The sequence below is a fragment of the Enterobacter cloacae complex sp. I1M genome (assembly GCF_014982425.1).
Lineage (GTDB): Bacteria > Pseudomonadota > Gammaproteobacteria > Enterobacterales > Enterobacteriaceae > Enterobacter > Enterobacter intestinihominis.
This window is the reverse complement of sequence record NZ_JADCLG010000023.1, coordinates 102,147-122,540: the sequence shown is the minus strand read 5'-3', so window position 1 is coordinate 122,540 and position 20,394 is coordinate 102,147. Positions and strand designations below refer to the sequence as shown.

General features: G+C 54.1%; 21 protein-coding genes. 11 read left to right on the top strand and 10 right to left on the bottom strand.

Annotated features, from left to right (window positions below):
• Window positions 1–182 precede the first annotated feature (182 nt).
• The 4 genes from INF86_RS14825 to INF86_RS14810 form a co-directional block, all read right to left on the bottom strand.
• A complete protein-coding gene (locus tag INF86_RS14825; RefSeq protein WP_023300251.1) occupies window positions 183–2,117 on the bottom strand; it encodes an exoribonuclease II in 1,935 nt (644 codons plus the stop codon).
• Between the two features lie 88 nt (window positions 2,118–2,205).
• Window positions 2,206–3,192, bottom strand: a complete 987-nt coding sequence (locus INF86_RS14820) for an oxidoreductase (protein ID WP_023300250.1) — start codon at window positions 3,190–3,192, stop codon at window positions 2,206–2,208.
• Window positions 3,193–3,345: 153 nt separating this feature from the next.
• Window positions 3,346–4,134, bottom strand: a complete 789-nt coding sequence (gene fabI, locus INF86_RS14815; RefSeq protein ID WP_003856831.1) for an enoyl-ACP reductase FabI — start codon at window positions 4,132–4,134, stop codon at window positions 3,346–3,348.
• A 281-nt stretch (window positions 4,135–4,415) separates the two neighbouring features.
• Complete coding sequence (locus INF86_RS14810) at window positions 4,416–4,817, bottom strand: RidA family protein (RefSeq protein ID WP_045308900.1); 402 nt, start codon at window positions 4,815–4,817, stop codon at window positions 4,416–4,418.
• Window positions 4,818–4,949: 132 nt separating this feature from the next.
• Between INF86_RS14810 and INF86_RS14805 the strand changes: the two genes are divergently transcribed.
• The gene (locus INF86_RS14805) at window positions 4,950–5,540 is read left to right on the top strand and encodes a TetR/AcrR family transcriptional regulator (RefSeq protein WP_022648309.1); all 591 of its coding nucleotides are present in this window, start codon (window positions 4,950–4,952) and stop codon (window positions 5,538–5,540) included.
• Here INF86_RS14805 and sapF read toward each other — a convergent pair.
• From sapF to pspF, 6 genes are all read right to left on the bottom strand, one after another.
• On the bottom strand, window positions 5,537–6,343 hold the full coding sequence (gene sapF / locus INF86_RS14800; RefSeq protein ID WP_003856838.1) for a putrescine export ABC transporter ATP-binding protein SapF: 807 nt from the start codon (window positions 6,341–6,343) through the stop codon (window positions 5,537–5,539). The genes INF86_RS14805 and sapF overlap by 4 nt on opposite strands.
• Before the next feature lies 1 nt (window position 6,344).
• Window positions 6,345–7,337, bottom strand: a complete 993-nt coding sequence (gene sapD, locus INF86_RS14795) for a putrescine export ABC transporter ATP-binding protein SapD (protein ID WP_003856840.1) — start codon at window positions 7,335–7,337, stop codon at window positions 6,345–6,347.
• Window positions 7,337–8,227, bottom strand: a complete 891-nt coding sequence (gene sapC / locus INF86_RS14790; RefSeq protein ID WP_193543664.1) for a putrescine export ABC transporter permease SapC — start codon at window positions 8,225–8,227, stop codon at window positions 7,337–7,339. Before sapC ends, sapD begins: the two co-directional genes overlap by 1 nt.
• Window positions 8,214–9,179 carry a putrescine export ABC transporter permease SapB gene (gene sapB / locus INF86_RS14785; protein WP_022648308.1) on the bottom strand — a complete coding sequence of 322 codons (966 nt, stop codon included), beginning with the start codon at window positions 9,177–9,179 and terminating at the stop codon, window positions 8,214–8,216. Before sapB ends, sapC begins: the two co-directional genes overlap by 14 nt.
• Window positions 9,176–10,816, bottom strand: a complete 1,641-nt coding sequence (sapA, locus tag INF86_RS14780) for an ABC transporter substrate-binding protein SapA (RefSeq protein WP_022648307.1) — start codon at window positions 10,814–10,816, stop codon at window positions 9,176–9,178. Before sapA ends, sapB begins: the two co-directional genes overlap by 4 nt.
• 88 nt (window positions 10,817–10,904) lie before the next feature.
• Window positions 10,905–11,897 carry a phage shock protein operon transcriptional activator gene (pspF, locus tag INF86_RS14775; RefSeq protein WP_193543663.1) on the bottom strand — a complete coding sequence of 331 codons (993 nt, stop codon included), beginning with the start codon at window positions 11,895–11,897 and terminating at the stop codon, window positions 10,905–10,907.
• A 151-nt stretch (window positions 11,898–12,048) separates the two neighbouring features.
• On the opposite strand from pspF, the gene pspA reads away from it, so the two are divergent.
• The 10 genes from pspA to INF86_RS14725 all read left to right on the top strand — a co-directional run bounded on the left by pspA (window position 12,049) and on the right by INF86_RS14725 (window position 20,394).
• Window positions 12,049–12,717 (top strand): phage shock protein PspA, encoded by a 669-nt coding sequence (gene pspA / locus INF86_RS14770; protein WP_022648305.1) that lies wholly within the window; start codon window positions 12,049–12,051, stop codon window positions 12,715–12,717.
• A 49-nt stretch (window positions 12,718–12,766) separates the two neighbouring features.
• Window positions 12,767–12,991 (top strand): envelope stress response membrane protein PspB, encoded by a 225-nt coding sequence (gene pspB, locus INF86_RS14765; RefSeq protein ID WP_022648304.1) that lies wholly within the window; start codon window positions 12,767–12,769, stop codon window positions 12,989–12,991.
• Window positions 12,991–13,350, top strand: a complete 360-nt coding sequence (pspC, locus tag INF86_RS14760; protein WP_006810819.1) for an envelope stress response membrane protein PspC — start codon at window positions 12,991–12,993, stop codon at window positions 13,348–13,350. Before pspB ends, pspC begins: the two co-directional genes overlap by 1 nt.
• A 12-nt stretch (window positions 13,351–13,362) precedes the next feature.
• Window positions 13,363–13,587 (top strand): phage shock protein PspD, encoded by a 225-nt coding sequence (pspD, locus tag INF86_RS14755; protein ID WP_006810818.1) that lies wholly within the window; start codon window positions 13,363–13,365, stop codon window positions 13,585–13,587.
• A gap of 184 nt (window positions 13,588–13,771) precedes the next feature.
• Window positions 13,772–15,469 carry a sugar phosphorylase gene (locus tag INF86_RS14750; RefSeq protein ID WP_193543662.1) on the top strand — a complete coding sequence of 566 codons (1,698 nt, stop codon included), beginning with the start codon at window positions 13,772–13,774 and terminating at the stop codon, window positions 15,467–15,469.
• 13 nt (window positions 15,470–15,482) lie between these two features.
• Window positions 15,483–16,775: an ABC transporter substrate-binding protein gene (locus INF86_RS14745; protein ID WP_022648301.1), complete on the top strand. Its 1,293-nt coding sequence runs from the start codon at window positions 15,483–15,485 to the stop codon at window positions 16,773–16,775.
• Window positions 16,776–16,796: 21 nt separating this feature from the next.
• Complete coding sequence (locus tag INF86_RS14740; RefSeq protein ID WP_022648300.1) at window positions 16,797–17,678, top strand: carbohydrate ABC transporter permease; 882 nt, start codon at window positions 16,797–16,799, stop codon at window positions 17,676–17,678.
• Window positions 17,665–18,507, top strand: coding sequence for a carbohydrate ABC transporter permease (locus INF86_RS14735; RefSeq protein ID WP_003856865.1), 843 nt, complete (start codon window positions 17,665–17,667; stop codon window positions 18,505–18,507). Before INF86_RS14740 ends, INF86_RS14735 begins: the two co-directional genes overlap by 14 nt.
• Window positions 18,508–18,535: 28 nt before the next feature.
• Window positions 18,536–19,588, top strand: coding sequence for a zinc-binding alcohol dehydrogenase (locus INF86_RS14730; RefSeq protein WP_015570403.1), 1,053 nt, complete (start codon window positions 18,536–18,538; stop codon window positions 19,586–19,588).
• A 17-nt stretch (window positions 19,589–19,605) separates the two neighbouring features.
• Entirely contained in the window at window positions 19,606–20,394 is a 789-nt protein-coding gene (locus tag INF86_RS14725) for a sugar phosphate isomerase/epimerase (RefSeq protein WP_193543661.1), read from the top strand.

Below are 20,394 nucleotides of genomic sequence, written 5' to 3'. Positions count from 1 at the left end.
GTAGCGCACAAATTATTCATTTGCAGTCGACTATGACGGCTCTTTTTACTGTAGATAATTCTGGCGAAATGTGGCGGTGGGAAACAGAAAAGTGTGAGAAAAAACGATGATTTTGCGAGAGATAATACTGGGGAGAACTCCCGGCCATCCCTGAACGGAACGGCCGGGAGTCTACGCGGTTATCAGGCGACAGGGCGCGCGATAATGCTGCGGGTTTCCATGCGGACTTCAGCGATGTTTACATCAATCACGTCAGTGACTTTGTAAACCGTTTCGCCTTTAATTTGCACGGTCCCGTTTTCCTGGCTACAAACCAGTTCGTCGCGAACGGCATGCAGGAACGGGGCAGGAATAAAGGCAACGGCGCCATTATCCACCAGACGCACGCGCATACCGCCGCGGCTGATGTCAATGATTTCAGCCGGGAAACGGGTGTCAGTCCCTGCCTTATCATTCAGGAAACGCGCGTACAACCAGTCGCCTACATCACGCTCCGCCATACGGTTCAGACGGCGACGCTCTGCCATCTGCAACGTAGTCTCATCCTGTGGGCGGGCAACAGATTCCCCTTTGATGATCGCTTTCAGCAGACGATGGTTAACCATGTCGCCGTACTTACGGATCGGGGAGGTCCAGGTGGCGTAAGCCTCAAGACCGAGACCGAAGTGCGGGCCTGGCTCCGTGCTGATTTCCGCAAAGGACTGGAAGCGGCGAATGCGGCTGTCAAGGAAACCTGACGGCTGTGCGTCCAGCTCGCGGCGCAGCTTGCAGAAGCCTGGCAGGGTCAGCACCTCTTCCGGATCGACGTGGACGTCATGGGTTTTGAGCAGGGCGGCCAGCGCTTCGGTGTTAGCCGGGTCAAAGCCGGTGTGCACGTTGTAAATGCCAAAGCCTAACTTGTCGCGCAGCACGCGTGCGGCGCAAATGTTGGCGGAGATCATCGCTTCTTCAACGATACGGTTGGCAATACGGCGTGGCTCGGCGACGATGTTGAGCACTTCGCCTTTTTCCCCCAGCACAAAGCGGTAGTCCGGGCGGTCCTTAAATACCAGCGCGTGGGTCTGGCGCCACTCACTGCGGCTCTGGCAGACGCGATGCAGCAGACGAATTTGCGCAGCGATATTATCGGATTCAGGCTTCCAGCTGCCGGTATTTTCCAGCCAGTCGGACACGTTGTCATAAGCCAGTTTGGCTTTGGATTCGATGGTGGCGGCGAAGAATTCGATATCTTCTTCAATGGTACCGTCAGCCGCGATGGTCATGCGGCAGGCCAGTACCGGACGCACTTCATGGGGACGCAGCGAGCAGAGATCGTCGGAAAGCTCGCGCGGCAGCATCGGGATGTTGAAGCCCGGCAGGTAGTTGGTGAACGAACGCACTTTGGCCATTTCGTCCAGCTTGCTGCCTTCGACAATCCATGCGGTAGGGTCGGCGATGGCGACGGTCAGATGCATTTTGCCATCCGCTGCCTCTTCGGCATACAGCGCATCGTCCATATCCTCGGTGCTGGCGCTGTCGATGGTGACAAAGTCCAGCGCTGTCAGATCGCGACGCTCAAGACCTTCGTCCTGCATTTTGGTCGCGACGCCATCCGGCGCTTCTTTTTCGAGGTTGTGGCGCGCCAGCGTCACCCACCATGGGACGAAATGGTCGTCGCCAAAGGTGATGAACTGGGTCAGCTCGGCGTAGAAACCGCGATCGCCTTTTAAAGGATGACGGCGCATTTCGGCAACCGCCCAGTCACCCTCGACAAAGTCATGCTCAACGCCACGCGCAGCGCGGCAAGGGATGGCATCTTTCAGGAGAGGATGATCCGGTACGATAGAAAGACGATCGTCTTTTTTATGCACTTTCCCGACAAAGCGGGTCAGGAAAGGTTCGATCAGTGCTTCCGGCTCGGCAGACTCTCGTTCCTTTTCGGTATGAATAACGGCCGAAATGCGGTCGCCATGCATCACTTTCTTCATCTGAGGAGGCGGAATGAAGTAGCTCTTCTGTCCGTCAACTTCAAGAAAGCCAAAGCCCTTTTCCGTGGCTTTTACGACCCCTTCTGCACGGGGCGTCTGGGAATGTAGTTGCTGTTTAAGCTGCGCTAGCAGCGGGTTGTCCTGAAACATAATGTTCTATTTTCGTAGCCATTGAGCGGCTGACAGTTTTACGCGATTCTCACTGCTACAGCAAGCGCTCTTTAGGTAAAGCGTGTGGTTATTCCTCTTTGCCAAGCGCCACGCGAAGACGGTCCAGCCAGCCATTAAAAGCGCCGTGGGTTAACAGGTTAATTGCCTTGCCCGGTGGGATACCGGCCTCCGTGAGAGGCGTTAACTGGGCGGCGCTAAAACGATCGGGAGACGTAAGCAGCAGCGTATGGGCGGCTGAGAGCGATGCAGATGGCTGGGCTTCGCTTTGTGGGTGGTTAACCAGTATCTCGCCCGTCAGATTCAGCAGCATCGGCTCATGGCAGAGAACCGGCGTGAGCGCTGAAAGCGCAGGTTCGGCCTGCCAGCGTGAGAGCGCCTCAAGTTGAACCGCACTGGCATATTTTAGTTCGACTACGGGCTGGGTGGCTGTCCATCGGGTAAAGCTCAGCGGTAGTGTATGGGGCTGAATGTGGTGTCCCGGAAGCCAGCGTACCGGATGGCCAAGCAGCGCCTGAAACACTGCAACCGCCCGCGCCTGAAAACCAGTAAAGCCGATGATCTGGTTGATAAGCACAATGTCATACGTTGTTAGTCCCACCTCATCAAGCTGGGTTTGCGCTTTATCGTCAATGACGTCCGGAGAGCTCGCCAGCTGGCGGGCATACTGAGTGATTTCTGCAAGGCGTCGATTGCTTTCCCGGGAAGAGTCGGGGCCCGGAAGGGGGGCGAGGAGCGCCGCGTAGTGGTTACAGAGCCGCTGGACGCCACACGCCTGGGAAACCGTCAACGCCGTGCTCAGTCTGTCGTAGGCGCTAAGCGTGTGCAGACGGTTTACGGGAGTATCGAGCGGGAATAAGAGGCGGCACAAGGTTCGGGCTGGTGTAAGCCACCCACAACAGCTTGCGGCAATGTCGTCAGGCAGGGCTAAATCGAGCAAAAAACGATCGTCGACGTTAGCGGCTTCAGGCACCAGCGGCAGAACGTCCGTCTGCGAATGATTCGACTGGGTTTCGTGATACCAGTGGCCTTTGCCGGAAAAACGGCGTTGTTCCATGGGCGTTCCTTGATCTCAAAATGGCGATCAATATCCTGGCGTAAGGCGGATGAGGGGAAAAATATTGTTAGGTGATAACAAATAGCAGAACGGAATAACGAAGTGCGGGGAGGGGAGAAAACTCTCTTCCCAGGCGGGAAGAGAGTAACAGACTTATTTGATTTCCAGCTCGTTCATGGCAGCGATGTTGAAGCCGCCGTCCACGTGAACCACTTCGCCGGAGATACCTGCGGAAAGGTCAGAGCACAGGAATGCCGCAGAGTTACCCACATCTTCGATGGTAACGGTACGACGAATCGGGGTAACCGCTTCGCAATGTGCCAGCATTTTACGGAAATCTTTGATACCGGAAGCGGCCAGAGTACGGATTGGACCCGCAGAAATTGCGTTAACACGCACGCCTTCAGGACCCATTGCGTTCGCCATATAGCGCACGTTGGCTTCCAGAGACGCTTTCGCCAGACCCATAACGTTGTAGTTAGGGATAGCGCGTTCTGCGCCCAGGTAGGACAGGGTCAGCAGGGCTGCGCCCGGGTTCAGCATCGCGCGGCAGGATTTTGCCATCGCAACGAAGCTGTAGGAGCTGATGTCATGAGCGATTTTGAAGCCATCACGGGTAACCGCGTTCACGTAGTCGCCGTCCAGCTGATCGCCCGGAGCGAAGCCGATGGAGTGAACGAAACCGTCGAATTTCGGCCATGCTTTTGCCAGTTCAGCAAACATGCCATCAATGCTTTCGTCTTGTGCAACGTCACATTCCAGAACAATGCTGGAACCCAGCTGCGCGGCAAATTCTTCAACACGGCCTTTCAGCTTGTCGTTCTGGTAGGTGAACGCCAGCTCAGCGCCTTCGCGATGCATAGCTTGTGCGATGCCGTATGCGATGGACAGTTTGCTGGCAACGCCAGTTACCAGAATGCGCTTACCGGAAAGAAAACCCATAGCTTTAATCCTTATATTCATTGCTTATTTTGCCTTGTAATTCATAGCGTTACAGGCAGTATTTCAAAATCATTCGAAATTAGCTCGAAATTATAGCCCACTCACAGCCCCTTGTGTCACGATATTTCTCGCTCACGTGCCGTGACTGGGCGCACGAAAGACGTTGAACTGACTCTTTATCAGGCTATTTCGTGTGTATTCCAGCAGTATATCACCAGGTGCTGGGTTCGCCTCATCCAACCAGAGGTTGGCCAGAAGCTTCACGCTAAGACGGCCGGATATTAATTCGCTGGCGAGGGGATTCGGGCAATAACCTTAATTTCAAAATCAAATCCGGCCAGCCAGTTAACGCCGATAGCCGTCCAGTTTGGGTAAGGTGGCTGTGGAAACACCAGTTTCTTCACCTCCATGATGACGGGGAACTGGTTTTCTGGATCGGTATGAAACGTCGTGACATCAATCAGATCGTCAAAAGTGCATCCTGCGGCGGCCAAAGTCGCCTGTAAATTATCGAATGCCAACTGCACCTGAGCGGCGAAATCAGGCTCAGGCGTGCCATCGCTGCGGCTGCCGACCTGACCGGAAACAAATAACAGATCGCCAGAGCGAATAGCAGCCGAATAGCCATGCTCCTCATAAAGGGCATGTCGATTGGCAGGGAAGACAGGATTACGTGGATGCATGGCATTTCCTTTTCTGTCAGAGACGTTGTTGTGGTTACTTAAGAGAAGTAACATACGCAATGTATGTGAAAAAATGTAATTCACATACGCCTCGTATGTCAAATTAAAAATATCGCTTTTATAGGAAGTTCTATGGCTACAAAACGTCGTGCTGAAACAGCTCAGGAAAATCGCGAAAAATTGATTCATGCGGCGCGAAAGGCGTTTGCTGAGAAAGGCTTTGCTGCAGCGTCGATGGATGAACTGACGGCAAGCGTGGGGTTAACGCGCGGTGCGCTGTATCATAATTTCAGAGATAAGAAAGGGTTACTGGCGGCGGTGGTCGCGCAGATAGACAGCGAAATGGCGGGCAACGCGAAAGCCGTTGCCGCGGCCACAGACGATGATTGGGAGCGACTGCTGGCGGAAGGTATCGCCTACATCAACATGGCGCTCGTTCCGGAAGTTCAGCGTATCGTGCTTCTTGACGGTCCGGCCGTTCTGGGCGATCCGGCGCAATGGCCCAGCCAGAACAGTTGTCTTGAGTCGACCCGCCAGACCATCGAAAAATTAATCGAACGCAACGTGCTTAAAAAAATGGATGCGAAAGTCGCAGCCCATCTGTTGAACGGCGTTGCGCTGAATGCTGCCTTGATGATTGCCGCGAGTGATGAGCCGCAGAAGACGCTGCCGCATGCCATTGAGGTGTTTACTCTGCTGGCAAGCGGGTTACGCAACGGCTAACGATCTTTCCGCCACGCATCGGCCGTCAATGCTTCACCAAAGTGTCCGGCAATCAGGCGTTTTGTCAGGTCGTGGAGCGGGGAGGCCAGCACGTCAGCGGTACTGCCGCGCTCAACGACTTCTCCCTGGTGCATCACCAGCACCTGGTCGCTTATGTGCTTCATCATGCCCAGATGCTGAGTCACGTAAATATACGAGATCCCCTGCTTTTCCTGTAACTCCAGCATCAGGTTAATGAGCTGCGAACGCATCGACATATCCAGCGACGCCAGCGCTTCGTCGGCGATGATGACCTTCGGGCGCAGGATCAGCGCGCGGGCCAGACCGAGACGCTGTTTTTGGCCCGGGGCCAGCATGTGCGGGTAATAGCTGACATGGTCGGGCAGGAGGCCTACCAGACGCAGGGTTTCGACAATCCGTTTGCGACGCGCTTCCGGCTCCAGGTCGGTATTCAACCGCAGCGGGAAATCCAGGATCTGGGAAATACGCTGGCGCGGGTTCAGGGACGTTGACGGATCCTGAAAAATCATCCGAATGCGCTGGCTGCGAAAAGAGTAGTCCCCAAATTCCAGAGGATGATCGTCAATCAGTATTTCACCGCCGCTCGGCTCGACCATACCCGCGAGCATTTTTGCCAGGGTCGATTTGCCCGAGCCGTTTTCACCGATAATCGCCAGCGTCTGCTTTTCGCGCAGCGTAAAACTCAGCGGTTTAACCGCCTCGACGGTCTGACGGTGAAACAGGCCGGTGCGATAGCGAAAGGTCTTACTCAGGTTACGCACTTCCAGTAAGGTTTCGACCATTTCACTCTCTCTCCATGTTCAGCGGGAAATGACAGGCAAACAGATGATTTTTCGGCCCTGTCAGGCGCGGTGTTTCAATGCATTTACGCTGAGCATACGGGCAACGTGGACCCAGACGGCAGCCAATGGGCAGCGATTCCAGCAGCGGAATCGCGCCAGGCAGAGTATTCAGACGGCTCTTGTGTGGCATTGCGCTGCCGAAATCAGGGATCGCCCTGATCAGCGCCTGCGTGTAGGGATGATGCGGCGTCGTCACCAGGTCTTCACTTGGCGCGGTTTCTACCGTTTGTCCGCAATACATCACGTCAATTTTATCCGCCCACTTGCTCAACATTTGCAGGTCATGGCTGATCAGCAAAATGGTGGTGTTGTTATTCTGGTTCAGACGCGTGAGCAGGCGGAAAATCTGCGCCTGAGTCGTTGGCTCCATCGCGTTCGTCGGTTCGTCCGCAATCAGCAGACGCGGCTGATTGGCCAGGGCGATAGCAATCATCACTTTCTGGCATTCACCGTCGGTCAGTTCGTAGGGGAAACTGCGCATCGCGTCTTTATGGTCTTTGATCCCCACACGGTGCAATAGCTCAATGGCACGGCGTTTACGCCAGCCGAAACGCTGCCACCAGCGGCCTTTATAGGTCCAGCCGGGGATATTCTGCATCAGCTGTTTCCCGACGCGCTCGGACGGATCGAGACAGGATTGCGGCTCCTGAAAAATCATCGAGACGTTATGGCCCACCAGTTTACGGCGTTCGCGCGGGGAGAGACGCAACAGATCGATGTCGTCGAAACGCATACGGTCGGCGGTCACCCGCCAGTTGTCCTTTGCCACGCCGCAAATGGCTTTGGCGATTAGACTCTTACCGGAACCCGATTCGCCAACCAGCCCGCGTATTTCGCCCTCTGCGAGCGTAATACTGATGCGATCCACCGCTTTAACCCAGCCTTCGCCCGTTTTAATTTCGATCGTGAGGTTGCGGATATCAAGTAACGGCATTATTGCACCCCCGCATTGATTGCGCGGCGGATCCCGTCGCCAAGCAGGTTAACGAGCAGAACGCTCACCATGATGGCCGCGCCCGGCAGCATGACCGTCCACGGCGCAACGTAAATCAGCTCCAGCGCATCGCCGAGCATTGCGCCCCATTCCGGGGAGGGGAGCTGCGCGCCCAGGTCCAGGAAGCCCAGCGCTGCGATATCAAGAATCGCCATCGACAGGGCGCGGGTGATCTCCGTCACCAGCCCGGCGGCAATGTTAGGCAGCACGGCAAACCACAAAATATTAAACGTGGTGGCACCGTCCAGGCGGGCGGCAACGACATACTCTTTCTCCAGCTCGTCGTGAACCAGGCTGTAAACCGAGCGCACCATGCGGGGCAGAATGGCCAGCCAGACGGCGAACATCGCATGGGTGAGGTGCGGCCCCGCGAAGGCCACGACGATAATCGCCAGCAACAGCGAAGGAATCGAGAGCAAGGTATCAAGAATATGATTAAGCACGGCAGACCGCAGCCCATGGGTAGAGCCGGCAAAAATGCCCAGCGCAAGGCCGCATATCGCGGCGGCCAGGGTGACCACGAACGCGCCGCCTACCGTAGGTGCGGCGCCGCTCAGTAAACGACTTAGCACGTCGCGTCCGAGATCATCAGTCCCCAGGAAGAACGAAACCTCCCCGTAACGCGACCACGATGGCGGTAAAAGCTGATAACCAAGGAACTGCTGATCGATGCCATACGGGGTAAACCACGAACCAAAAACACACAGCAACACGAGGCCAATGCAGCCGTAAAAGCCGATCATCGCCGTGGTGTCGCCGTAGAAATTACGCCACACGGTGCGTAGCGCACCAGGCGTGCGCTTTTCGCTGTAGACGTTATCGTAAGGCATACCATTCCTTATGCTTCAACGGGTTGGCCATGGCACCCAAAATATCGGAAACAACGTTAACAATAATAACCAGCGAGCCAATCACCATCACTCCGGCGGAGATCGCAGCGTAATCCTGCTGGCGAATGGCGTTGATCATCCAGCGTCCAAGGCCCGGCCAGCTGAAAACCATCTCGGTGATCATCGCCAGCGTCAGCATGGTTGAGAATTGCAGCCCAAGCCGTGGGATTACCGGCGGCAACGCATTGTGCAGCACATGGCGACGTAGAATCGTCAGGCGAGACAGTCCGCGTGTGGCGGCGGCTTTCACATAGTTTTGATCGAAGACTTCGATAGTGCTGATGCGCATCAGGCGGATCACTTCGGTCGTCGGTGCGACGGCCAGCGTGAGCACTGGCAGCACCATATGGCGCAGGGCGCTCACGATCATTTCGTCGCGCCAGACTGAATCGGAAAGCCAGGCGTCAACGATGGCGAAGCCGCTCACCGTTTGCACGTTATATAGCAGGTCGAAACGGCCAGACACCGGAAGCCAGCCTAACGTCAGTGAGAAGAAGAGGGTAAGCAGCAGCGCCAGCCAGAAAACAGGGATGGAAAAGCCAATTAAGGCAAGCGCGCTGATGAATTTATCCTGCCATTTATTGCGATAAATTCCCGCCAGCATCCCCACCGGGATCCCCACCATGAGGGCAAAGCCAAAGGCGAGTATACACAGCTCCATGGTGGCCGGGAAAACCATCTTCAGCTGCTCAGAGATGAGCTGTCCGTTGATGCTGGACACGCCAAAATCCCAGTGCAACAGGCCGTTAAACCAGAACAGCCAGGCGTCCCAGAGGGATGAGCCCTGAAGCGGGGCGTGCGGCGTAAAGTAGCTAAGGCTAAAGCCGACAAAGGTCAGGAAGAACAGGGTGACCAGCAGTAATAGCAGCCGCCGCAAGGTAAATATAATCATGGTTTTTTCACCTCTTGTTCTTTCTCACGAGTCACGCCCGCGAAGGAGGCGTTACCAAACGGGCTGAGTACCAGCCCTTTTATATCGTAACGGTAGGCCTGAAGGCGCAGGGAAGAGGCAAGCGGCAACACGGGAAGCTCTCTGGCCAGAATATTTTGCGCTTCATCGTAGGCCTCAATGCGTGAAGCAAGCTGTTGAGATGAGAGGGCTTTTTGCAGCACAGCATCAAATTCCCGGTTACACCAGTGCGCGTAGTTGGTCTGGGAGTTGATCGCTGCACAGCTCAGCAGCGGACGGAAGAAGCTGTCCGGGTCGTTACTGTCGGTAGACCAGCCAGCCAGCGTTAAGTCGTGATTCATGTCCATCAGACGCGCCTCCTGGAAACGGCCTTCGACAGGAACGATGATCACCTTAACGCCCACCTGGGCCATATCTGCCTGCAACAGTTCGGCGGTTTTCAGCGGGCTGGGGTTCCACGCCTGAGAGCTGGTGGGTACCCACAGCTGAAGCGTCAGGTTTTCTGCCCCCAGTGCTTTAAGCTGTTCGCGCGCTTTCGCCGGATTATATTCCGTGATCTTCGCCTCGCCGTCATAGGCCCAGGAGGCGCGGGGCAGAATAGAGGCGGCGGTTTCCGCGGTGCCGTAATAAATCGACTGCATCAGACGCTGATTGTTGATCGCTAACGCCAGCGCATGGCGCACGGCCGGATTATTCAGCGGTGGCTTATCGGTGTTAAACGCCAGATAGGCGATGTTCATTCCCGGGCGCAGGGTCAGGCGCAGGCGGGGGTCGTCGCGCAAAATAGTCAACTGGCTGGCCGCAGGCCACGCAAGGACGTCGCACTCACCGGTCAGCAGTTTGGAGAGGCGGCCTGTTCCACCTGAACCCAGATCAACAATAACCTGCGGCATCAGCGGTTTGCCGCGCCAGAAATGATCGTGTCGTTGCAGGCGAATGTATTGTCCGGCGCGGTACTCAGCTAACTGGAAGGGTCCTGTGCCCACAGGCTCACGATCGAGACGTTCCTGACGATCCTTTTTCGTCAGCTGATCCGCGTATTCGGCTGACATGACGGACGCGTAGTGCGTCGCCAGGTGCCAGAGGAAGGAGGCGTCCGGGCGCGTCAGGCGAAACTCAACCGTGCGGTTATCCAGCTTACGAACGCTTTTGACCGTGTCCGCGAATTGCAGACTGTCGAAGTAGGGGAAGTTTCCGCCGTTGACGTTATGCCACGGATGGTTGCGGTTAAAGATGCGCTGGAAGGTGAAAACCACGTCATCCGCGTTGAGCTTGCGGGTTGGGGTAAACCACGGGGTGTGCTGAAAAGCCACATCATCGCGTAGACGGAAGCGGTACGTGGCGCCGTTATCAAGCACTTCCCAACTTTCAGCAAGCTCCGGAACCAGCCGATAGGTATAAGGATCGACGTCGAGCAGGCGATCGTAAATCTGTGCGGCCAGCGTATCAACAATCACGCCGCTCCCCGCTTTTTGCGGGTTAAAGGTATCAACTTGCCCGCTGACGCAATAGACGAAACCACTATCACGAATATCAGGAGGCGCAGTACGATCGGGCGCAGCAAAGGCCAGATTGCTGAACAGACCGAGTGCAAACAGGGATGATAAAACCAGGCGCATAGTTTTTAAGGTTTTTAGATTCGATCTGCAAAGTGTATCGCACTTACGCCTGCTTCGTAAAAATGTCTGGGGGTAAGTGCTGATAATGTCAGCGCATTTGATGTTTTTTGAGCAATGCCCTTAACTGATGGTAGGTCAGACCCAGCAGTTCAGCTGCCCGTTTCTGGTTATATTTCGCCTCTTTCAGGCTCCGTTCCAGCAGTTGCTGCTCCTGCTGATGCTGGAACTGGCGTAAATCGAGCGGCAACGCCGGATCATGCTGGCGCACCGCCGGAGCAAGGGGCTGTTTAACCTCGCGCCGAAACGGATCGAGAATAATGTTGTCCAGTTCGGTCTCGCTGCTGCCATGACGGTAAACAGACCGTTCCACCACGTTTTTCAGTTCACGGATATTCCCCGGCCAGTGGTAACCGAGCAGGGTCTCGGTGGCCTGTTCGCTGAAGCCCGGAAAGAGCAGCAGGCCCAGTTCCCGGCACATCTGAATGGCAAATTGATCGGCCAGCAGCATGATATCGCTGCGTCGCTCACGCAGCGGCGGCAACTGGACGACATCGAAAGCCAGCCGGTCCAGCAGGTCGGCGCGGAATTTATCTTCTGCAACCATCGCGGGCAGATCGGCGTTAGTGGCGCACACCAGGCGAACGTTTACCTGAAGCGGCTGACTTCCGCCAACGCGTTCCAGTTCGCCATACTCAATGACGCGCAGCAGCTTTTCCTGCACCAGCATTGGCGCGGTCGCCAGCTCGTCGAGAAAGAGCGTTCCGCCGTCGGCACGTTCAAAACGACCGGGGTGCCGTTTTTGTGCGCCAGTAAACGCGCCGGCTTCATGACCGAAAAGCTCCGTGTCGAGCAGATTTTCATTCAGCGCCGCGCAGTTAAGCGAAATAAAAGGCCCGTCCCAGCGGCCAGACAGAAAGTGCAGACGGTTAGCGATAAGTTCTTTACCCGTTCCGCGCTCACCGATAATGAGCACCGGTTTATTCAGCGGCGCCAGGCGCGATACCTGCTCAAGCACTTCCAGGAAGCTGTTTGCCTCGCCAAGCAAATTGTCTTTATATTCAGCCATGATGAAATTAACCACTCCTTAGTGATATTCACCAGGTGAGAATAGCCGCTGGATGGATAAATATCAATGACACCCAGTAAAATCAATAAGATAAAAAGTTGGCATGGGATTTGTATTAACTACTCAGCAGGGCATCGCCCGATAACAGAACTATGAGGATTGAATTATGGGTATTTTTTCTCGTTTTGCCGACATCGTGAACGCCAACATCAACTCGCTGCTGGAGAAAGCAGAAGATCCGCAGAAGCTGGTGCGCCTGATGATTCAGGAGATGGAAGACACGCTGGTTGAAGTACGCTCCACCTCCGCCCGCGCGCTGGCAGAGAAGAAGCAGTTAACGCGTCGTATCGAGCAGGCGACTGCCCAGCTTAACGAGTGGCAGGAAAAAGCTGAACTGGCGCTGCGCAAAGATAAAGAAGATCTGGCCCGCGCTGCGCTGATTGAGAAGCAGAAGCTGACCGACATGGTGGCCACGCTGGAACATGAAGTGACGCTGGTGGATGATACTCTGACGCGTATGAAGAAAGAGATTGGTGAGCTTGAAAATAAACTCAGCGAAACCCGTGCACGTCAACAGGCGCTGGCGCTGCGCCACCAGGCTGCAAGTTCGTCCCGCGACGTGCGTCGCCAGCTGGACAGCGGCAAACTGGATGAAGCGATGGCGCGTTTCGAATCGTTCGAACGTCGTATCGACCACATGGAAGCGGAAGCCGAAAGCCACAGCATCGGTAAGCAGAAAACCCTGGATCAGCAGTTTGCTGACCTGAAAGCCGATGATGAAATTAGCGAGCAGCTGGCGGCGCTGAAAGCCAAAATGAAGCAAGACCACCAATAATAAATCCTGCGGCACCTGAGCGTGCCGCATCGCAAGACAAGGAGTACACATGAGCGCGCTTTTTCTGGCAATACCCCTGACAATTTTCGTGCTGTTTGTTCTGCCCATCTGGTTATGGCTGCACTACAGCAACCGCTCTTCTCGCGGGGAGCTGTCGCAAAGCGAGCAACAGCGGCTGGCGCAGCTCTCTTCTGAGGCAAACAAAATGCGCGAACGTATTCAGGCGCTGGAAGCCATCCTGGATGCGGAACACCCGAACTGGAGGGAGCGTTAATGGCTGGACTAAATCTGAATAAAAAACTGTGGCGCATCCCGCAGCAGGGCATGGTTCGGGGCGTTTGCGCCGGGCTGGCACACTATCTGGATGTCCCGGTAAAACTGGTACGTGTGGTCACTGTATTGTCGATTTTCTTTGGCCTGGCCTTTATTACACTGGTGGCTTACATCATTCTGTCGTTTGTACTTGATCCGATGCCGGAGGGTGAGCTGGATGCGGAAAACACGCCAACCAGCAGCGATCTTCTTAACGCGGTGGATGAACAGCTGAGCGCAGGGGAGAAGCGATTGCGCGAGATGGAACGTTATGTCACCTCCGATACCTTTACGCTGAGAAGTCGTTTCCGTCAGCTTTAAGAGAGAACTTACATGAAACAAAACTGGCAACAGGCCGGTCAGAAGGTAAAACCCGGCCTGAAAATCGCAGGTAAACTGGTTCTGATGACGGCGTTACGTTATGGTCCGGCTGGTGTGGCGGGCTGGGCGATCAAGTCTGTTGCCCGTAAGCCGGTCAGAATGTTGCTGGCGGTCGCCCTGGAGCCGCTGTTACAAAAACTGGCAAAACGCGTTTCACGTCGCTACTTTTCACGCTAATCCCGCTCATATAAGCCCTTTCTCGCGCTGAGAGAGGGCATGAATTCCCCCTCTGCTTTTTCTCTTTCTTTGCGGCAGCTCACATTACTGCGTTGCGCTGCTTTGAGAATGCCTTTTTCAGCCCCCAGGTCCGTTGACAGATATTTTTCATGGGAGTAGATTGCCACTCCGTGGGACCGCTACCATGGAAAATAATGTGAACGCAAAAATTAAATACCTTATCAATCATATTTACGGTGAATCATTTTCAGATGCACACCTTGACGTGTTATTAACTAAGCTTCAACAGGCGGCGGTTAATATTACGGAGAAGCGTAAGTCAGGCTGGGATGAAAAAGATGTTGTTCTGATTACCTATGCCGATCAGATCTCCACGAAAGGGGAGAAAGCATTGCCGGTATTTACCCGGTTCTATAATGAGTGGCTTTCTCGTACTTTTTCTCATGTCCATCTTTTACCTTTCTATCCGTGGTCATCAGATGATGGTTTTTCCGTTATTGATTATCATACCGTTGCACCTGAAACGGGAAACTGGCGCGATGTCGCGGAATTAAAACAGTCAGCCAGCTTAATGTTTGATTTCGTTTGCAATCATATGTCAGCGAAAAGCGAATGGTTTGCTAATTATCTGGCGCAGAAGCCTGGTTATGAAGATTTCTTTATTTCTGTCGACCCGGAAACCGATTTATCCGCGGTGACGCGCCCACGCGCTTTACCGCTGTTGACGCCGTTTACGCTTAATGATGGCAGCGTTCGTCATTTATGGACTACATTCAGCGATGACCAGATCGATCTCAATTTCGCCTCGCCGCAGGTGCTGATTGCAATGGTTGACGTTCTGCTCCATTACCTCATGGAAGGGGCGCGTTATATTCGTCTGGATGCGGTCGGGTTTATGTGGAAAATCCCGGGAACAACCTGCATCCATCTGGAACAAACCCATTGCCTTATTCAGCTGTTCCGCGCCATTACGGACGCCGTGGCACCTGGAACTGTGATCATTACTGAGACAAATGTTCCGCACAAAGACAACATCTCTTACTTCGGTGATGGTGAAAACGAAGCCCAGATGGTCTATCAGTTTTCCTTACCTCCGCTGGTGCTGCATGCCGTTCATCGTCAGGATGTGAAAGCACTTTGCCAATGGGCGGGGTCGCTGGCACTGCCTTCTTCACACACTACATGGTTTAATTTCCTGGCCTCGCATGATGGTATCGGTTTGAATCCGCTGCGCGGCATTCTTCCGGAATCAGAGATCCTCTCGTTGGTCGAAAATCTTCAGCAGGAAGGCGCGCTGGTCAACTGGAAAAATAATCCTGACGGAACGCGAAGCCCTTATGAAATTAATGTCACCTATCTTGATGCGTTAAGTTTACAAGACAGTTCAGATGAGGAACGTATTGCACGGTTCCTCCTCGCGCATGCTGTGTTGTTAAGTTTCCCAGGCGTCCCGGCTGTTTATATTCAGAGCATTCTTGGTTCGCGGAACGATTATGAAGGCGTCGAACGCCTCGGATATAACCGCGCGATTAACCGGAAAAAATACACGGCGGGGCAGCTTGATAGCGAACTGAATAATAAGAAGAGTATTCGTTATCAAATTTATTCTCGTTTGAGTGAGTTTATCGCTATTCGTCGCGGCGAGAGGGCGTTCCATCCGGATAGTCAGGCTGCTTTCGACGCAGTGGGTAAACAAATTCTTAAAATTATTCGTGTTGCTGAAAATGGCGAGCGAATTACAGCATTATTTAATTTTAGCAATAAAATGCAGACCGTTTATGAACAAACGCTTTCTGGTAAGGAATTATTATCAGGACAGGATATTAGCGGTACGGAGCTGATCCTCAATCCATGGCAGGTAATGTGGATTAAAGAAAACTAAAAAGGACCCTAAAATGAAAATGCCAAAAATTGTGCTGTTATCAGCACTGGTTTCGTGCGCCCTGTTATCAGGCTGTAAGGACGATAAAGCATCTCAGGTCACCATTGAGTTTATGCACTCGTCGGTAGAACAGGAGCGTCAGGCCGTTATCACGAAATTGATTGAAAAATTCGAAAAAGAGAACCCGACTATAACGGTGAAACAGGTACCCGTTGAGGAAGATGCCTATAACACCAAGGTTATTACTCTGGCCCGTACCGGTGCGCTACCGGAGGTGATAGAGATCAGTCATGACTACGCTAAAGTCATGGATAAAGAGCAGTTGCTGGATCGTGACGCCATCGGCCGTGCCGTCAAGGCGGTGGGCGAGGAGACATTTTACGACGGTATTTTACGCGTTGTTCGCACGGAAGATGGCAGCGCATGGACCGGGGTGCCGGTTAGCGCCTGGCTGTCCGGCGTCTGGTATCACAAAGATGCGCTCGCGGCAGCGGGGATCGAGGAACCGCACAACTGGGAACAACTGCTGAAAGCCAGTCAGGCGCTCAACGATCCGGCGAAAAAACATTACGGTATCGCGCTTCCAACCGCAGAAAGCGTTATGACGGAGCAGGCTTTCTCGCAATTTGCTTTGTCAGGAGGGGCCAACGTCTTTGATGCAAACGGCAGCGTGAAAATCGATACCCCTGAGATGTCGAAAGCGCTGGAGTTTTATAGGGCACTGGCCGCGAACACCATGCCGGGCTCGAATGATGTCATGGAGATCAAAGACGCCTTCATGAACGGTTCTGCGCCTATGGCCGTTTACTCTACCTATATCCTGCCCGCGGTCTTCAAAGATGGCAATCCGGCCAACCTGGGGTTCGTGGTCCCGACGGAAAAATCATCAGCCGTGTACGGCATGATCACTTCGTTGACGATCACTACCGGCCAGACCGAAGAGGAAACGCAGGCCGCCGAGAAATTTGTCACCTGGATGGAGCAGGCTCAGAACGCCTCTGATTGGGTCATGATGTCTCCGGGCGCCGCGCTACCGGTCAATAAACTCGTAGTGGGCACAGATTCCTGGAAAAACAACGACGTTATCAAGGCCTTTGGTCAACTGCCTTACGAGCTGATTGCGCAGTTCCCGAACGTCCAGGTGTTTGGTGCCGTGGGCGACAAGAACTTTACCCGCATGGGAGATGTTACCGGGTCCGGCATTATTAGTTCCATGGTGCATAACGTGACGGTGGGACAAAAAGATCTCAGTGCGACGTTAAGCAACAGCCAGAAGAAGCTGACTGACCTGATATCACAACGATAGGAGCGCTTTGCGAAGGGAATTATGAAGACGTTGTTTTCTGGTCGTTCAGATATGCCTTTCGCCATGCTGCTGTTGGCCCCCAGCCTGATTTTGCTGGGGGGCCTGGTGGCCTGGCCAATGATTTCTAACATTGAAATCAGTTTTTTACGTTTACCGCTGAATCCGCGTATTGATGCGGTGTTCGTCGGTCTGGATAACTACATTCGCATCCTGGGCGATGCTGCGTTCTGGCACTCCCTGTGGATGACGTTCTGGTATACGGCGCTGGTGGTGATCGGCAGCACCGGACTGGGGCTGGCCGTAGCGATCTTCTTTAACCGTGAATTCCGCATGCGGAAAACGGCACGTTCACTGGTGATACTGTCCTATGTGACGCCGTCTATTTCACTGGTATTTGCCTGGAAATACATGTTCAACAACGGCTACGGAATTGTGAACTATCTTGGCGTTGATCTGCTGCATCTCTACGATCAGGCGCCGCTGTGGTTCGATAACCCTGGCAGCAGTTTTGTCCTGGTCGTGCTGTTCGCCATCTGGCGTTACTTCCCGTATGCCTTTATCTCGTTCCTCGCGATTCTACAGACCATTGATAAATCCTTGTACGAAGCGGCAGAGATGGACGGGGCGAATGCCTGGCAGCGTTTTCGTATCGTGACGTTGCCCGCCATCATGCCGGTGCTGGCCACGGTGGTCACGCTGCGCACCATCTGGATGTTCTACATGTTTGCGGATGTTTATCTGCTCACCACCAAGGTCGACATTCTGGGCGTATATCTCTACAAAACCGCCTTTGCGTTCAATGACCTGGGTAAAGCAGCCGCCATTTCCGTTGTGCTGTTTGTGATCATCTTCGCTGTCATTCTGCTGACCAGAAAAAGGGTAAACCTCAATGGCAACAAATAAACGCGTTCTGGGCCGTATCGGTTTTTATCTGGGACTGGCGGTATTCCTGATTATCACGCTGTTTCCGTTTTTTGTGATGCTGATGACATCGTTCAAAAGCGCGAAAGAGGCGATCTCACTGCACCCGACTATCCTGCCGCAGGAGTGGACGTTACAGCACTACATCGACATCTTTAACCCGCTGATTTTCCCGTTTGTGGATTATTTCCGTAACAGCATGGTGGTGTCACTGACCTCCTCTGTCATTGCGGTGTTTCTCGGTACGCTGGGCGCTTATGCATTATCCAAACTGCGCTTTAAAGGGCGCACGACGATCAATGCGAGCTTCTACACCGTCTATATGTTCTCCGGGATCCTGCTGGTAGTGCCGCTGTTCAAAATCATCACCGCGCTCGGCATTTATGACACCGAGCTGGCGCTGATCATCACCATGGTGACGCAGACGTTGCCGACTGCGGTCTTTATGCTGCGCAGCTATTTCGACACTATCCCGGACGAAATCGAAGAAGCCGCGATGATGGACGGCCTGAACCGCCTGCAAATCATCTTCCGCATCACCGTGCCGCTGGCGATCTCGGGTCTGGTGTCAGTCTTCGTTTACTGCTTCATGGTGGCGTGGAATGACTACCTGTTCGCCTCCATTTTCCTGTCCAGCGCCAGCAACTTCACGTTGCCGGTGGGGCTGAACACGCTCTTCAGTACGCCAGATTACATCTGGGGTCGCATGATGGCGGCATCGCTGGTGACGGCACTGCCCGTTGTCATTATGTATGCCCTGTCTGAACGTTTTATTAAAAGTGGTTTGACCGCCGGCGGCGTAAAGGGCTGAGGCGGCCGATTTTAACAAGGAGTGAGTCATGAAAAAATTAGTTGCGACAGCGCCTCGTGTAGCGGCGCTGGTGGAATACGAAGATCGTCCTGTTGCAGCACATGAAGTGAAGATTCGTGCCCGTTATGGCGCCCCGAAACACGGCACCGAAGTTGTGGATTTCCGCGCGGCAAGCCCGTTCATTGATGAAGAGTTTAACGCCGAGTGGCAGATGTTTACCCCACGTGAAGAGGGGGCAGCACGCGGCATCGAATTTGGTAAATTCCAGCTGGGAAACATGATCGTCGGCGACATCATCGAATGTGGTGCGGACGTAACGGAATACCAGATCGGCGACAGCGTTTGCTGCTACGGCCCATTGCAGGAAACGGTCATCGTCAACGCGGTGAACAACTATAAGCTGCGCAAAATGCCGCAGGGCGCATCCTGGAAAAACGCTGTTTGTTACGATCCGGCTCAGTTCGCCATGAGCGGCGTGCGTGATGCTAACGTCCGCGTAGGGGATTTCGTTGTAGTTGTCGGGCTGGGCGCTATTGGCCAGATTGCGATTCAGCTGGCGAAAAAAGCTGGCGCGTCAGTGGTTATTGGTGTCGATCCTATTGAACATCGCTGTGAGATCGCCCGCCGTCACGGTGCAGACCACTGCCTGAACCCAATCGGTACCGATGTCGGTCTTGAAATTAAGAAACTGACCGGCAAGCAGGGCGCGGATGTGATCATCGAAACCAGCGGCTTTGCAGATGCGCTGCAATCTGCGCTGCGCGGACTCGCCTACGGCGGCACGATCTCTTACGTGGCTTTCGCCAAACCTTTTGCGGCAGGCTTCAACCTGGGCCGCGAAGCACACTTCAACAACGCGAAGATTGTCTTCTCCCGCGCATGCAGTGAACCCAACCCGGATTATCCACGCTGGAGTCGCAAGCGTATTGAAGAGACCTGCTGGGAATTGCTGATGAACGGTTATCTCAATTGTGAAGATCTGATCGACCCGGTCGTCACCTTCACCACCAGCCCGGAAAGCTACATGAAGTATGTCGATCAGCACCCGGAACTCAGTATCAAAATGGGTGTTACTTTTTAAGCTAAGGACAGCAAATCATGAAAATCGCAACACAAAACCAGGCCTTTTTCCCGACCGCTATCATGGAAAAATTCAAATATATCAAAGCGATGGGATTTGATGGCTATGAAATTGATGGCCGGCTGCTGGTTGAACATCTCGACGAAGTGAAAGCCGCTATCAAAGCCACCGGTCTGCCGGTTACGACGGCGTGTGGCGGATACGATGGCTGGATCGGGGATTTCATCGAAGAACGCCGCCTGAACGGTCTCCAGCAGATTGAACGCATTCTGGAAGCGCTGGCAGAAGTGGGCGGCAAAGGGATTATCGTCCCGGCTGCCTGGGGGATGTTTACCTTCCGTCTGCCGCCAATGACTTCGCCACGTAGCCTGGATGGCGATCGCAAAGCGGTCAGCGCTTCCCTGCGCTGGCTGGATGAGGTAGCAGCGCACACCGGTACTACCGTCTACCTGGAGCCGCTGAACCGCTATCAGGATCATATGATCAACACCCTGGCCGACGCGCGTCGTTATATCGAAGAGAACGGCCTGAAGCACGTGCAGATCATCGGTGATTTCTACCACATGAACATTGAAGAAGACTCACTGACGGAAGCGCTGCATCACAACCGCGATCTGCTGGGTCATGTGCATATTGCTGATAACCACCGCTATCAGCCGGGCAGCGGCAGCCTTGATTTCGCCAGCCTGTTCGGTCAGCTGCGTGCTGATAACTATCAGGGTTATGTGGTGTACGAGTGCCGGGTTCGTGCCGACGATCCGGCTCAAGCCTATCAGGACTCACTCAATTACCTGCGTGAATGCTAA